Genomic DNA, 14,085 nt, shown 5'->3' with positions numbered 1-14,085 from the left:
TAGCTAATGAATAAATAGTCTGCCGGAATTGATTTTCCCCGTGCTAGGTTTCCTCCGTCCCCGTTGCCGGGTTGTCAACGTTACACGGAGGTTAGGCGGTGAGTGAATATATCGAGACCGACGACGCAAGTTACTTCCGGGTCAGGCGCCAGGCCTATGTTTCCGCGGAACTGCACCGGCGCGAACTGCACGAGATATTCGACGACAGCTGGCTGTATGCCGCCCACCTCAGCGAACTGCGCGAGCCCGGCGACTTCATCACCCGCGACGTCGGCGGGCGCAACCTGATCATCCAGCGTCGCGCCGATGGCGAGCCGGCGGTCTACCTGAACGCCTGCGCGCACCGTGGGGCCAAGGTCTGCGCCGAGCGCCAGGGCAACAGCCAGCGTTTCACCTGTCCCTACCATGGCTGGACCTACGACAGCCACGGCAGCCTGATCGGCCTGCCGGACAAGGCCGCCTACCAGCATGCCGGGCAATGCCATCCGGAGCTGTCCCTGACACGGGTGAAACACGCGGTCTACCGCAACTTCCTGTTCATCCACTACGCCGCCCGGCAACCGTCCCTGGAAACCTACCTGGGCCAGGCGAAGGACTATATCGACCTGATCTGCGACCAGTCCGAGGCGGAACTGGAGATCATCCCCGGCGGCTTCGAGCATTCGATCAAGGCCAACTGGAAGCTGCTCGCGGAAAACGGCGTGGACGCCTACCACCTGCCGTTCGCCCACAAGCGCTACCTGGAATACCTGAATACCCTCGGCACCGATCCGGAGTCGCACAAGCGCCACGGTCGCGGCGAGGCGCTGGGCAACGGCCACGCGCTGATCATCAGCGGCCCGCCGTCCACCGGACGGCCGATCGCCTACTGGAGCCCGCTGTTCCCGGAAGCGCTCAAGCCGTCCATCGCCGCCAAGTTCGAACGCCTGGTGGAACGCTTCGGGCAGGCGCGGGCGGAGGACATCGCCCACACCAACAAAAGCCTGTTCATCTTTCCCAACCTGGTGATCAACGACATCCTCGGCCTGAACATCCGCTCGTTCTTCCCGACTGCCGCCGATGAGGTCAGCGTCACCGTATGGGGCGCCGGCTTCGCCGATGAGACCCGCGAGGAGCGGGCGGCGCGGATCAATGGGTTGATCTCGTTCATTGGCCCGGGCGGTTTCGGCACCCCCGACGACGTCGAGATCCTCGAATCCTGTCAGCGCGCCTACGCCCACGCCGCCCTCGGCTACAGCGATTTCTCCCGCGGCATGGGACCGGCAACCCGCCGCCACGTCGACGAGGAACAGAACCGCGGCTTCTGGCGCGAATGGAGCCGCCGGCTCGGGCAGCAGCCCGCCGCCCTGCGGCGTCTCGCCGTGGCCGTCTGAGCCGTCTTCAACCATCGCTCCCTGCAGATCCCTGCGCGCCGCCCTGGCTACGCGGGGAATAAAGGGTCACTGCAAGGAACGTCATCCATGTGTGGAATCACCGGCTGGACCGACTGGAGCCGCGACCTCGGCGAGCAGCGCAGCATCCTCGAACGCATGACCCGTACCCTGGCCCCGCGCGGGCCGGACGCCGAAGGCCTGTGGCTGTCGCGGCACGCGCTGCTCGGCCATCGGCGCCTGGCGATCATCGACCTGGAGAACGGCGCCCAGCCGATGCTTGCCGAGGCGGGCGGGCGGGTGGCGCTGACCTACAGCGGCGAGGTCTACAACTTCCGCGAGCTGCGCGCCGAGCTGGAGACGCTGGGCCAGGTCTTCCGCACCCGCTCGGACACCGAAGTGGTGCTGCGCGCCTATCTGCAATGGGGCGAGGCTTCCTTCGCCCGGCTCCGCGGCATCTACGGCTTCGCCCTGTGGGACGAGCGCGAGCAGAGCCTGTGGCTGGTGCGCGATCGCTTCGGGGTCAAGCCGCTGTACTACTACCCGACCGCCGGAGGCGTGCTGTTCGCCTCGGAACCCAAGGCGATCTTCGCCAACCCCGAGGCCAACCCGGTGCTCGACGCCAGCGGCATCGCCGAGCTGTTCGCCCTGACCACCGCGCCGACTCCCGGCCACGGCCTGTACAAGGGCCTGCGCCAGGTCCGGCCGGGCCAGGCGCTGCGCTTCGACCGCAATGGTGTGCGCGAGTTGGTCTACTGGGCGCTGCGCGCGGAACGTCACGAAGAGGGTGCCGAGGACAGCGCCGAACGCGCCGGCCAGTTGCTCCGCGAGGCAGTGGCCGAGCAACTGGTGGCCGACGTCCCGCTGGGCAGCCTGCTTTCCGGCGGGCTCGACTCCAGCGCCATCAGTGCCTTCGCGGTGGCCGCGCTGGATGGCGACGCGCGGCGCCTGCCGACCTTCTCCGTGGACTTCCCCGGCGAAGGCCGCGGCTTCGTCCCGACGCCCTGGCAAAGCAGCTGGGACGAACCCTATGCGCAGCTGGCGGCGAACTTCCTCGGTACGCCGCACCGTACCGTGCTGGTCGCCCCGGAAGAGGTGCTGGAACAGGACGAGGCGGTGCTCCAGGCCCGCGACCTGCCCGGCTGGGGCGAGCTGGACGCCTCGCTCTACCTGCTGTTCCGCCAGGTCCGCGAGCACACCACGGTGGCACTGTCGGGCGAGTCGGCCGACGAGGTGTTCGGCGGCTACCCGTTCTTCCACGACCCGAGCGCCCTCGCACACGACGGCTTCCCCTGGCTGGCCGGCAAGAGCGGGCCCTGGCAACTGCTGCGGCGGGAGGTCGCCGAACGGGTGGCGGCGCCGGAATACATCCGGGCGCGCTACCGCGAGGCCCTCGCCGAAGTGCCGCGGCTGGATGGCGAGGATGCCGCCCAGCGACGCCAGCGCGAGGTCGCCTACCTGGCGCTGAGCCGCTGGCTGCCGGCGATGCTCGAACGCAAGGACCGGATGAGCATGGCGGTCGGCCTGGAAGTGCGCGTGCCGTTCTGCGACCACCGCCTGGTGGAGTACGTATGGAACCTGCCCTGGGCGCTGAAGAGCGTCGCCGGGGAAAGCAAGAGCCTGCTGCGCCGGGCCCTGCGCGGGCACCTGCCGCAGGCGATCCTGGAGCGGCGCAAGAGCGGTTTCCCGGCCAACCCCGACCCACGTTACCTGGCGCTGCTGCGCGAGCGGGTCGGCCGCCTGCTCGACGACGGCCGCTCGCCGCTGTTCGAACTGGTGGACGCCGGGCGGGTCCGCCAGGCTCTCGAACAGGGCACGCCGCTGCCCAGCCCGCGTGCCTCGGCGAGCCCGACCGCCGGCCTGGCCTACCTGCTGAACCTGGACCGCTGGCTGACCCGCCATGGGGTCGACATCAGCCTCTGAGCGGCACTTTCTTCCCGGAGGATACTCATGAGCCTTGCCTTGTCCCGTCCCGACAGCGACCTGCTGGCGCGGGTCAGCGATTTCCTCGTCGCCGAAGCCGAGCTGCTCGACGACCGCCTGCTGGATACCTGGTTCGCGCTGTTCGAGCGCGCCGCACGCTACCGGGTGCTGCCCTTGCAGGAGCAACTGGCCGGCCAGGCGCCGGAGGACAGCCTGTACATCATCGACGACGACCACGTGCGCCTGCGCGAGCGGGTCGACAGCATCCTCGGCGGGCATACCTGGATGGAGCAGCCGCGCTCGCGCACCCGCCGCCTGGTGGGCAACGTGCGGCTGAAGCGGGTCGAGGGCGAACTGGTCAGCAGCCGCAGCAACTTCGTCGTCCATCAGTTCCGCAACCGCGAGGCCTGGAGCTTCGTCGGCGAAGCCAGTCATGTCCTGCGCGACGGCCCCGGGGGCTTGCGCATCGTCTCGCGGGAGATCCGCCTGGACCACGAGACCATCAGCGCCCAGCGGCGTATCAGCATCATCCTGTGAGGCGCCGCCCATGAATACCGATCCGTTGCTGCCCGGCTTCGACTACCTGACCCTGCACACCTCCGCCGCGCGCCTCCGCGTCGCCGTGAAGGGCAGCGGCCCGCCGCTGCTGCTGTTGCATGGCTATCCGCAGACCCACCTGGCCTGGCATCGCATCGCTCCGCGCCTGGCCGAGGACTACAGCGTGGTCCTCGCCGACCTGCGCGGCTATGGCGAATCGCGGGCGCTGGACGAGGAGGGCGCCGACTATTCCAAGGCCGCGCTGGCCCGCGACCAACTGGAAACGATGGGCCAGCTAGGCTTCGAACGCTTCGCGGTGATCGGCCACGACCGCGGCGCGCGGGTCGGCTATCGCCTGGCGCTGGACCATCCGCAAGCGGTCGCGGCCTTCGTCTCGCTGACCGTGGTGCCGATCCTCGACAACTGGGCCGCGGTGAACAAGGCCTTCGCCCTCAACGCCTATCACTGGTTCCTCCTCGCCCAGCCGTACGACCTGCCGGAGCGCCTGATCGGCGCCGATCCGGAGCACTTCCTCGACTACACCCTGCGACGCATGGCCCAGGGCCGCGACATCTACCACCCGCAGGCGCTGGAAAGTTACCGCCGGGCGTTCCGCGACCCCGCCGTGCGCCATGCGATGTGCGAGGACTACCGGGCCGCGGTGGGCGTCGATGCCGACGCCGACCAGGCCGATCGCGACGCCGGCCGGCGCCTGCAATGCCCGGTCCAGGTGCTCTGGCAGGAGCGCCCCTACGCCGCCGGGCAGCATCCGCTGGAAATCTGGAAGACCTGGGCCGGGCAGGTCGAGGGCGCCGCCATCGGCGCCAGCCACATGCTTCCCGAGGACGCGCCGGACGCCGTGCTGGAGCACCTGCTGGGGTTTCTCGCCAGCCACCGGGAGGCGCTCCGATGAGCGCCGTCGAACGCGATCCGGCAGCGCAGGCGACGCTCTGGCGACAGCGGGTGTTCGAGGTGCACGCGGCGATGTCCGCCTACGTCGCCGAGCGCCATCGGCGTGAAGACCTGGGGGACTGGGTGGCGACCAGCGCGCGGATATTCGCCGATCTGCCGGCGACCGACGACCTGCGCGCCGAAGCCTGGCAGGCGGTGTTCTTCCGCGCCCAGGCGCTGATCGAACAGTTCATCGTCGCGCGCCCGGCGGATTACCGGCTCGACGACTGGGCGCGCGCCACCGCGCGGATCTATCGCGCGCTGGAACCGGCGGGACGGGGCGATCCGGCCAGCGCCGCCGACCGCCTGGCACGCCAGGCCGCGCTCTACGGTTCGCGTTTCGAGGTGCAGGCCGAGGCTGACGGGCGCGCGGTATTCCACAACCGTCACTGCGCGATCTGGGACTACCGCGAGCGCGCCCGCGCCCGAGGCGTGCCGATCACCCTGGAGTCGGCCTGCACCTATTGCACCAAGCTGCTGTCGGCGTTCGTCGCCGCCAGCGATTGCCGCGCCGACTGGCGGCTCTACGAAGAGCCGCAAGGCCACGGCTGCGTATGGACCATCACGGCGGACAGCCTCAACCAAGGAGCAGGCGTACATGAACGCGATCATTGAACAGGCGCGCAGCCTGGACGGCTACCAGGATTCCAGCGAACTGCTGCAACGTCGCGACCAGGACTGGGTGCTCGACCGCGCCGGCATCGAGCCGCGCAGCCTGCTCGATCTCGGCTGCGGCATCGGCTCGCTGCTGCTCGGCGGCGCCCGGCGCTGGCCCGGCCTGCAACGGTTGTGGGGCATCGAGCGTTCGCCGCTGCGCCTGGAGCAGGCGCGCGCGCAGTTGCGCGGGGCTGGCGTCGAGGCGCGTCTGCTGGAGGGCGACCTGCTCGACCTGCCGCCGCTGGCGGAACGCTTCGAGCTGATCAGCATGACCGCCGTGCTGCACTGGCTGTATCCCGACGAAGAGCGGCTGTTCCGGTGGGTCGCGCGGCACCTCGAGGCGCAGGGGGTATTCCTGTTCACCTCGCACCATCCGTTCGCCGAGGATGGCCTCGGCGGCGAGGACGACCTGGTCGCCCAGGCCCTGGTCGAGATGGGCCTGGCTGCGTCGGAACGGGTGGCGGCGCTCTACGCGGAAGCCGGGCTGCTGCCGATGGGCACCCGCACCCGTGGCCGGGAGGCGTTGCGCGAACGCGTCGAACGACACTTCCGGGTCGACTCCATCGTCTCCCGCCCGGCGGTCCTGCGTGTCGCCGACTCCGCCGAATACCAGCGTTTCCACGCCGCCACCTTCGGCACCTATTTCGCACCGCTGGTGCCGGCGACGCGCCTGGAGGAATTCTTCGTCCGCCTCGGGCGGATCGCCGAGCGGCGCATGCAGGCCGACGGACAGGTCAGCGAAATCCCGGTCAGTGTCTGGCGCTGCCGGGCTCGGGAGGGCGAGGCATAACCTTATGCGCAATCGGTCTGCCGCGCGGCTGAAAATCGGTACGGGCAATTGCACTCGGTGGCATCCGCAACCGATCAAGGATGAACCGACCATGTCCAACCCGCGTTCGCCACGTCTTCGACTCGTCCCCGTGCTCTGCGCGGTCGGCCTGGCCTGCCTTGGCCAGCCCGGCGAGTCGGCGGCAGAGGAGGTCCGCGCCACCAGCAGCGCCGAGATCCAGCGCTTCGACATCCCGGCCGGCGAACTGGCCCAGGTACTGCTGAGCATAGTCCGCCAGAGTCGCACCCCGATCGCCTTCGACCAGCACCTGGTGGAGGGCCTGCCGGCACCGGCGATCCAGGGCTCCTACAGCGTCGAGCAGGCGCTGCAGCGGGCCTTGCAGGGCAGCGGCCTGGAATACAGCCGCAGCGCCGCCGGCGTGCTCAGCCTGCAACGCGCCACGGCGCCGGATGCCGCGCTGCCGGCGGCGAAGCCCGCCGGGACCCTAGCCACGGTGGTGGTCACCGGCACCCGCAAGGCCGATGTCAAGGCCGGCGAGAGCCTGGCACCGATCGATGTGGTCAGCGCCGAGCAATTGCGCGACAGTGGCAGCGGCGACCTGCGCGACGCCCTGGTGCGCCTGCTGCCCTCGCTGTCGCGCCAGGCCCAGGCCTACAACGCTTCGGCGCTGACCAACGCGCAGTCGCTGCGCGGCCTGAGTCCCAACCACGTGCTGGTGCTGGTGAACGGCAAGCGCCGTCACGAGACCGCCAACATCAATGTCAGCGGCGGGCTGCAGAGCGGCTCCACCGGGGTCGACCTGGATACCATCCCGCTCGCCGCCATCGAGCGCATCGAGGTGCTGCGCGACGGCGCCTCGGCGCAGTACGGCTCGGACGCCATCGCCGGGGTGATCAACGTCATCCTCAAGTCGGCCGACCACGGCGGCCGGCTCGCCTACGACAACGGTCGCTACGGCGATGGCGACGGCCTGACCCAGAACGGCGGGGTGAATGGCGGCCTGCGTTTCGGCGAGAGCGGTTTCCTCAACCTCAGCGCGCAGTTCCGCGAACAGGCGCGGACCATCCGCGCCGGCATCGACCAGCGTACCGGGCACTACGGCAACCCGTCCATCGGCGACCCTTCGCTGCACCGCCAGGCGCTGGCCTACAACGCCGGCGTGGCGCTGGACGACAACGTCGAGCTGTACAGCTTCGCCACCTATACCCATCGCTCGGTGTCCTCGGCGCAGATCTACCAGTTGCCGTCCCTGGCGCCGCGACTCTATCCGAACGGCTTCACCCCGCGCATCACCAGCGACGAGGACGACTATTCGCTGACCCTCGGCGCCCGTGGCGGCGAGCTGTTCGGCGCCTGGGACTGGGACCTCAGTTCGACCTACGGTGCCGACCGCCCGGAGATCGGCATGGACCATTCGATCAACCTCGCCCTCTACGGCGAGACCGGCGATTCGCCGCGCTCCTTCGACCTGGCGCGCTACAAGGCCACCCAGTGGACCAACAATCTCGACCTGCGCCGCGACTTCGACCTCGCCTGGCTGCCGGCGCCGCTGAATTTCTCCTGGGGCCTGGAGCAGCGCCGCGAGCTCTACGAGGTCGAGGCCGGCGATCCCTGGTCCTACTACAACGGCGGTTCCAAGGCACTCCCCGGGCAGGCGCCGGCCACCGCCGGACAGTGGAGCCGCGACGTGCTCGGCGCCTATCTCGACCTGTCCATCGCCCTCGACGAGCGCTGGCAACTGGAGACGGCGGCGCGCTACGAGCACTACAGCGACTTCGGCAGCACCACCAACGGCAAGCTCGCCAGCCGCTACCGCTTCAGCCCCGAGGTATCGGCGCGGGCCAGTCTCAGCAGCGGCTTCCGCGCGCCGTCGCTGGCCCAGGAGAACTACACCAGCCTGGGCGTCTCGCCGACCATCGCCAGCGGCCTGCTGGCGGTCAACTCGCCGGCGGCCAGGCTGCTCGGCGCCGAAGACCTGGAGCCGGAAAAATCGATCAGCTACAACCTCGGCCTGGTGCTCGATCCCTTGCCGGACCTGAACCTGGCCATCGACGCCTATCGCATCGAGATCCGCGACCGCATCGTCGACGGTGCCACCTATTCCGGACAGCCGGCGATCGATGCGCTGCGCGCCGGAGGGATCAGCATCCCGGCCGGACTGACCCAGGTCAGCACCCACTACATGACCAACGGCGCCGACACCCGTACCCACGGCCTCGACCTCACCGCCAGCTACCTGACCCGGCTCGGCGAGTGGGGCCGGATCGACTGGCGCCTGGGCGCCAACGTCAATCGCACGAAGCTGGTCAGGAATCATCGCGGGCGCAACGGCCAGCCGCTGCTCAACGACCAGCAGCAGGCCTGGATCACCAGCTCCACGCCGCGCAGCCAGGTCAGCCTGCAGGCCGACTGGAGCTACCGGCGCTGGGGCCTGACCCTGCGCGAAACGCGCTACAGCAAGACGGTTTCCGAACTGGACTACTACACCGGCGAGCATGCCTATTCGACCACGGTCTTCAACCGCTTCGAGAACTCGCCCAAGTACATCACCGACGTTGCCCTGCGCTATGCGGCGAGCCGCAACCTGACCCTGAGCGCCGGGGCCAACAATCTGTTCGACGTGAAGCCCGACAAGCTGCCGGCCGAGAGCGCCTACCTCGGCTTCAACCAGTACGACACCTATGCCTCGCAGATCAGCTTCAACGGCGCCTTCTACTACCTCGGCGCGGCCTACACCTTCTAAGGAGGACGAACCATGAGCATCGAACTGCGCGGCGGCGTGCGCGCCTCCGCGGTCATCGGCGACAGTGCCTTCGCCCGCCAGGCCGCGCGTTTCCTGCCGGACACCCGCAGTCGCGCGGTGAGCGCCTTCGACATCCAGCAGAAGGCCCGCCTGGAAGAGGCGGACGGCCTCGACGGCGCGCTGTTCACCGTTTCCGCTGCCTGGCCCGACCCCTGGCTGGTCGCCGGCTGGGCTTTGGCCGCGGCGCCGCGCCTGCGCGCCACCGTCGCGCACCGACCGGGGAGCGCCCAGCCGACCGTTGCCGCGCGCGCCCTGGCCACTCTCGACGGCCTGTCCAACGGGCGCGCCGGCGTACACCTGGTGATCGGCTCCAGCGACGCCGACGTGCGCCGCGACGGCGACTTCGCCGACAAGGACGAACGCTACCGGCGCGCCGTGGAGTACCTGGAGGTCTTCACCCGCGCCCTGGAAAGCCGCGAACCCTTCGACTACCACGGCGAGTTCTACCGGCTGGAGGACGCCGGCAGCGGCTTCCTGCCGATCCAGCGGCCGCGCCCGCCGCTATCCGTTGGCGGCTCCTCGGCGCAGGCACAACGCCTGGCGGTGCGCTTCGCCGACGTCTACGCCGGCCACTTCGCCAGCCCCACGCAGACCGCGGAGCTCAAGCGCAGGCTGAACGAGGAGGCGGCGGAGCAGGGACGGCGGCTGAAGTTCTGGAAGCACTTCCAGGTGATCCTCGGCGACAGTCCGGCGGCGGCCCTGGACATCGCCGAGCACTACCGCCAGGCCGCTTTCGAACTGCTTCTGGCACGGCCCCTCGACGAACTGGCGGCATCGCCGCAGGTCGCCCGCGACGGCGAGCGCGACCGGCTCGCCCGGCTGGAGCCGGAGGCCTTGCGCGAATGGGTGGCGAATACCGTGCAGCGCAGCTTCGCCGGGGTGCTGGTGGGCAGCGTCGGCGAGGTGGCGGAACAGATCCTGGCCTTTCATCGCGCCGGCATCGAGATCGTCCAGCTCGAGGCCACCACCGAGAACGCCGAGGACATCCGCTTGCGCCGCCAACTGATCGAGCGCCTGAGGCGCGACGCATGAGCGGCGTCGCCCGCGAGGCCATGGAGGACGTCGCGCCGGCGCCTGGCGTCGGCGAGTTCGGCGTGGCCAGTTGTGGGGTGCTGCTGGCCTCGGTAGTGGGGGTGATCTTCGGCCCCACCGGGCTGGTGATCAGCAGCTTCTCGCTGTTCATCGAGCCGATCGCCGCCGACCTGGACTGGGACCGCGGCCAGTCGGCGCTGCCGGTGACCCTGCTGGGCCTGGCGGTAGCCCTGAGCAGCCCGCTGAAGGGCTGGCTGGTGGATCGCTGGGGCGCGCGCGCCCTGGTCCTGCCGCTGACCGCCGCGCTGGCCCTGTGCCTGGCCAGCCTGGCGCTGGCGCGCAGCGGCTGGCAGCTATACCTGCTGTTCGCGCTGCTCGGCCTGCTGACGCCGGGCAACATTCCCTATGCGCGGATTCTCGGCGGCTGGTTCGAGCGTCGTCGCGGCGCGGCCTACGGCATCCTCGGACTCGGCTTCGGCGTCGGCGGGCCGCTGGCGCTGTACCTGGGCAGCGCCTGCATCGACGCCTTCGGCTGGCGCGCCACCTTCCTCGTCTATGGCCTGCTCGAAGGCCTCCTGGCGCTGCCGCTGCTCTATGCGTTGTTCCGCGAGCGACCCGGCGACCTGCCGCAGGCGCGGCGCACGCCAGCCGACGCGCTGCCCGGAGCGACGCCAGGCCAGGCCTGGCGCTCGGCGGACTTCTGGCTGATCGTCGGCAACCTGATCCTCGGCGTGTTCGCCGTCACTGGCGTGATGGTGCATGGCGTGCCGCTGTTGCAGGAGCGCGGCCTGTCGCGGGAAGTCGCCACCGACGTGCTGGCGGCGCTGTGGGTCGGCATGATCGTTTCGCAACCGGCGCTGGGCTACCTGCTGGACCGCTACGACACCCCGCGCATCGCCTTGCCGTTCGCCCTGCTGGCGGCGCTCGGGCTGCTGCTCCTGCTCCTTGGCGGACCGCCGGCGCTGCTCTGGGGCGCGGTGTTCCTGATCGGCCTGGGCGCCGGCGGCGAGACCGGCACCACCCAGTACTTCGTCAGCCGCTACTTCGGCCTGCGCCATTTCAGCGTGATCTATGGCTCGATCCAGCCCTTCACCTTCGCCATCGCCATCAGCCTGGGGTCCTGGCTGCTGGGTTACTTCTACGACCGCGCGGGCTCCTACGCGGGCTCGACGCTGGTCCTGCTCGGCGCGTTCGGCGTGGCGGCAGGGCTGCTGGTCATGCTCGGGCGCTATCGCTACGCCATCGACGGGGAGGCACGCAGCCGTGGGCGAGACTGAACGGAGCAGGGCGGAGGTCGGCGTCTGGCTGCTGGCCGGACTGGCCTTCGTGGTCGGCACGGTGGAACTGGTGGTGGCCGGGGTGCTCGACGAACTGGCCGCCAGTTTCGCCGTCAGCCAGGGCCGGGCCGGGTTGCTGATGAGCCTGTACGCGCTGGTCTATGCGCTGCTCGGCCCGCTGCTGGTCTACCTCAGCGCCGGTATCGAGCGCCGCCGCCTGCTGGCCGGCGCGCTGCTGGCGTTCATCGGCGCCAACCTGGCCAGCGCCGCCGCGCCGAGCTTCGCCCTGTTGCTGGCGAGCCGGCTGCTGGTGGCGGCCAGCGCCTCGGTCATCGTGGTGGTGGCGATCACCCTGGCGGTGGCCATTGTCGCGCCGGAACGGCGCGGCCGGGCGATCGGTCTGGTGTTCGCCGGCATCGTCGCCTCGCTGGTGCTGGGCGTACCGCTGGGCACCCTGATCGGCGAGTTCTGGGGCTGGCGTAGCCTGTTCCTGCTGCTCGCCGGGGTCGCGTTGCTCGGCCTGCCGCTGCTCCTGCGCCTGCTGCCGGCCATCCCCGGCGCGCCCGGCATCGCCCCGGCGGAGCAACTGCGGGCGCTGGCCCGGGGCCGGGTGCCGTTCGCCCACCTGGCATCGCTGTTGCAGATGACCGGCCAGTTCACCGTCTACACCTACATCGTGCCGTTCCTGGTCGGCAGCATGGCCCTCGACAAACCGACCATCAGCCTGGTCCTGCTGGTCTACGGGGGCGGCGGCATCCTCGGCGCGCTGCTCGGCGGACGCGCCGCCGACCGCTGGCCGGGGCCGGTCACCTTCGTCGCCTTCCTGCTCCTGCACGCACTGGCCCTGGTCCTGCTGCCGTTCGCCACCGACGGCCTGCCGCTGCTGCTGGGCGCGGTGGTGTTCTGGTGCGTGTTCAACATGGCGCCGGGGCCGGCGATCCAGAAATACCTGGTGGAACTTAGCCCGGACACCGCGGCGATCCAGATCAGCCTCAACACCAGCGCGATCCAGCTCGGCGTGGCCCTGGGCGCCTTCATCGGCGCGATCCTGGTGGACCAGGTGGCGGTGCGCGCGCTCCCCTGGTGGGGCGCCGCGCTGATCCTCGGTGCCGCCGCCTGCGGCTGGCTGTCCGCGCAGCGGCCGGCGGGCACGGCGGACTGCCGGGAGCGCCTCGATTGATTCCCTACCGCGCGCCACGGGAACAGCCCCGGGCGCCGTTCCTCAACCTCCAGGCTCACTACCGCTATCCGTGGCGTGGCCTGCCAGCAGCGAACGCTTACCATGGATAGCCAAGGCTCCATCAAGAACACCCTGATCGCCCAGTTGTTCCAGCAGAACTACGACTGGCTGTGCAAGAAGCTGTCCTACCAGACCGGCTGTAGCCACAGCGCCGAAGACCTCGCCGCCGAGGCCTTCCTGCAGGTCTGGATGCTCCCCGACCCGGCGTCGATCCGCTCGCCGCGGGCGTTCCTCGCGACCATCGCGCAACGCCTGATGTACGAGAGCTGGCGGCGCAAGGACCTGGAGCGCGCCTACCTGCAGATCCTCGCCGAGGCGCCGGAGGCGGTGCAGCCGTCGCCTCACGAGCAGTGGATGCTGATCGAGAGCCTGCAAGCCATCGACCGCCTGCTCGACGGCCTGTCCGGGCAGGCCAGGGCAGTGTTCCTGATGAGCCAGCTGGAAGGCCTGACCTACGTGCAGATCGGCGAACGCCTCGGATTGTCCCTGGGGCGCATCCACCAGTTGATGAAGGATGCCTTGCACTGCTGCTACCGGGGATTCCAGGAATGAGCGAGAAGCCGGAACGGCAACGCATCGTCGAGGAGGCCATCGAATGGATGGTGCGCCTGCAATCCGGCGACTTCAGCGCCGCCGAGGGCGATGCCCTGGAACGCTGGAAGGCGCTGTCGAGCGAGCATGCCGAGGTGTTCCGGCAACTGCTTGGCAGCCTCGCGCCGCTACAGGACTCGCCCTGGCGCGGCCAGCCGAGCGCTACCGTGCTGCGCGCCCTGGAGCAGCCGTCGAGCCGCCGGCGCTTCGTCGGCGGCGCCCTCGGGCTGTTCGTCCTGCTCGCCGGCGGCGCCGGCCTGGAGCGCTGGGTCCAGGCCGGCATGGGGCTGCCCGGCGAACTGGCGACCGGCACCGGCGAGCGCCGCGACTGGTTGCTGGCCGACGGCAGCCGCCTGCGCCTGAACGCGCGGAGCAAGGCGCGACCGCTGCTCGACGGCGCCCAGCGGCGCCTGGAGCTGCGGCGCGGCGCGATGCGCCTGGAAGTGAAGGAGGACCCGCGCGGCGCCTTCGCCCTCGACTGCGCCGCCGGACGGGTGGACTGCGCCAGCGGCAGCCTGCTGCTGGCCGAGGAGCGCGGGGCGATCCGCCTGGTGACCCTGCGCGGCAGCGCGCGGCTGACCACCGGTGAGGGACGCCAGCTGGCGGTGGCGGCACGACGTAGTCTGCTGTTCGATGCCGGCGGCCTGCTCGAACAGGGCCCGATGCAGGCCGGAGAGGATGCCTGGGCCAGCGGCTGGCTGGAGGTCCACGACCGCTCCCTGGCCTGGGTCGCGGAGGCCTTCCGGCCCTATCTGCCAGGCATCCTCCAGCTCGACGCGGAGATCGCCGGCAACCGCGTCAGCGGTCTGTTCCCGCTGGACGACATGCACACGTCCCTGGACATGCTCGGACGCAGCCTGCCGATCCGCGTGCTGCGCTACAGCGACTACTGGATCAGCCTGCGCCCCGCCTGA

General features: G+C 70.1%; 12 protein-coding genes. All 12 read left to right on the top strand.

Going from position 1 to position 14,085, the window contains the following annotated elements:
• Positions 1-98 precede the first annotated feature (98 nt).
• A complete protein-coding gene (locus tag ACYAF3_RS26380; RefSeq protein WP_003142518.1) occupies positions 99-1,373 on the top strand; it encodes an aromatic ring-hydroxylating oxygenase subunit alpha in 1,275 nt (424 codons plus the stop codon).
• Positions 1,374-1,460: 87 nt separating this feature from the next.
• Positions 1,461-3,293: an asparagine synthase (glutamine-hydrolyzing) gene (gene asnB, locus ACYAF3_RS26375; protein ID WP_003105325.1), complete on the top strand. Its 1,833-nt coding sequence runs from the start codon at positions 1,461-1,463 to the stop codon at positions 3,291-3,293.
• Between the two features lie 27 nt (positions 3,294-3,320).
• Entirely contained in the window at positions 3,321-3,830 is a 510-nt protein-coding gene (locus ACYAF3_RS26370) for an aromatic-ring-hydroxylating dioxygenase subunit beta (protein ID WP_003105327.1), read from the top strand.
• A gap of 10 nt (positions 3,831-3,840) precedes the next feature.
• Entirely contained in the window at positions 3,841-4,743 is a 903-nt protein-coding gene (locus tag ACYAF3_RS26365; RefSeq protein ID WP_003105331.1) for an alpha/beta fold hydrolase, read from the top strand.
• A complete protein-coding gene (locus ACYAF3_RS26360) occupies positions 4,740-5,396 on the top strand; it encodes a hypothetical protein (protein WP_003118518.1) in 657 nt (218 codons plus the stop codon). The genes ACYAF3_RS26365 and ACYAF3_RS26360 overlap by 4 nt, the downstream gene beginning before the upstream one ends.
• Positions 5,380-6,228, top strand: coding sequence for a class I SAM-dependent methyltransferase (locus tag ACYAF3_RS26355; RefSeq protein WP_009876352.1), 849 nt, complete (start codon positions 5,380-5,382; stop codon positions 6,226-6,228). Before ACYAF3_RS26360 ends, ACYAF3_RS26355 begins: the two co-directional genes overlap by 17 nt.
• 91 nt (positions 6,229-6,319) lie before the next feature.
• Positions 6,320-8,971 (top strand): TonB-dependent receptor, encoded by a 2,652-nt coding sequence (locus ACYAF3_RS26350; RefSeq protein WP_003114848.1) that lies wholly within the window; start codon positions 6,320-6,322, stop codon positions 8,969-8,971.
• A gap of 12 nt (positions 8,972-8,983) precedes the next feature.
• Complete coding sequence (locus ACYAF3_RS26345) at positions 8,984-10,063, top strand: LLM class flavin-dependent oxidoreductase (protein ID WP_003120261.1); 1,080 nt, start codon at positions 8,984-8,986, stop codon at positions 10,061-10,063.
• The gene (locus ACYAF3_RS26340; RefSeq protein WP_105579256.1) at positions 10,060-11,340 is read left to right on the top strand and encodes an MFS transporter; all 1,281 of its coding nucleotides are present in this window, start codon (positions 10,060-10,062) and stop codon (positions 11,338-11,340) included. The genes ACYAF3_RS26345 and ACYAF3_RS26340 overlap by 4 nt, the downstream gene beginning before the upstream one ends.
• Complete coding sequence (locus tag ACYAF3_RS26335; protein ID WP_105579255.1) at positions 11,327-12,520, top strand: MFS transporter; 1,194 nt, start codon at positions 11,327-11,329, stop codon at positions 12,518-12,520. Before ACYAF3_RS26340 ends, ACYAF3_RS26335 begins: the two co-directional genes overlap by 14 nt.
• Before the next feature lie 102 nt (positions 12,521-12,622).
• Positions 12,623-13,132 (top strand): sigma-70 family RNA polymerase sigma factor, encoded by a 510-nt coding sequence (locus ACYAF3_RS26330; RefSeq protein WP_003107976.1) that lies wholly within the window; start codon positions 12,623-12,625, stop codon positions 13,130-13,132.
• The gene (locus tag ACYAF3_RS26325) at positions 13,129-14,085 is read left to right on the top strand and encodes a FecR family protein (RefSeq protein WP_003118512.1); all 957 of its coding nucleotides are present in this window, start codon (positions 13,129-13,131) and stop codon (positions 14,083-14,085) included. The genes ACYAF3_RS26330 and ACYAF3_RS26325 overlap by 4 nt, the downstream gene beginning before the upstream one ends.

This window comes from Pseudomonas sp. TZ252 (genome assembly GCF_056110345.1).
Note: the sequence above shows the minus strand (reverse complement) of the source record. Positions and strands in the feature narration are given on the sequence as shown.

What these genes read in the sequence shown, in the direction of transcription:
- ACYAF3_RS26370 (WP_003105327.1), top strand. Translation starts at nt 3,321, where the DNA reads ATGAGCCTTGCCTTGTCCCGTCCCGACAGCGACCTGCTGGCGCGGGTC.
- ACYAF3_RS26345 (WP_003120261.1), top strand. Translation starts at nt 8,984, where the DNA reads ATGAGCATCGAACTGCGCGGCGGCGTGCGCGCCTCCGCGGTCATCGGC.
- ACYAF3_RS26330 (WP_003107976.1), top strand. Translation starts at nt 12,623, where the DNA reads ATGGATAGCCAAGGCTCCATCAAGAACACCCTGATCGCCCAGTTGTTC.
- ACYAF3_RS26340 (WP_105579256.1), top strand. Translation starts at nt 10,060, where the DNA reads ATGAGCGGCGTCGCCCGCGAGGCCATGGAGGACGTCGCGCCGGCGCCT.
- ACYAF3_RS26350 (WP_003114848.1), top strand. Translation starts at nt 6,320, where the DNA reads ATGTCCAACCCGCGTTCGCCACGTCTTCGACTCGTCCCCGTGCTCTGC.
- ACYAF3_RS26325 (WP_003118512.1), top strand. Translation starts at nt 13,129, where the DNA reads ATGAGCGAGAAGCCGGAACGGCAACGCATCGTCGAGGAGGCCATCGAA.
- ACYAF3_RS26355 (WP_009876352.1), top strand. Translation starts at nt 5,380, where the DNA reads ATGAACGCGATCATTGAACAGGCGCGCAGCCTGGACGGCTACCAGGAT.
- ACYAF3_RS26365 (WP_003105331.1), top strand. Translation starts at nt 3,841, where the DNA reads ATGAATACCGATCCGTTGCTGCCCGGCTTCGACTACCTGACCCTGCAC.
- ACYAF3_RS26360 (WP_003118518.1), top strand. Translation starts at nt 4,740, where the DNA reads ATGAGCGCCGTCGAACGCGATCCGGCAGCGCAGGCGACGCTCTGGCGA.
- asnB (WP_003105325.1), top strand. Translation starts at nt 1,461, where the DNA reads ATGTGTGGAATCACCGGCTGGACCGACTGGAGCCGCGACCTCGGCGAG.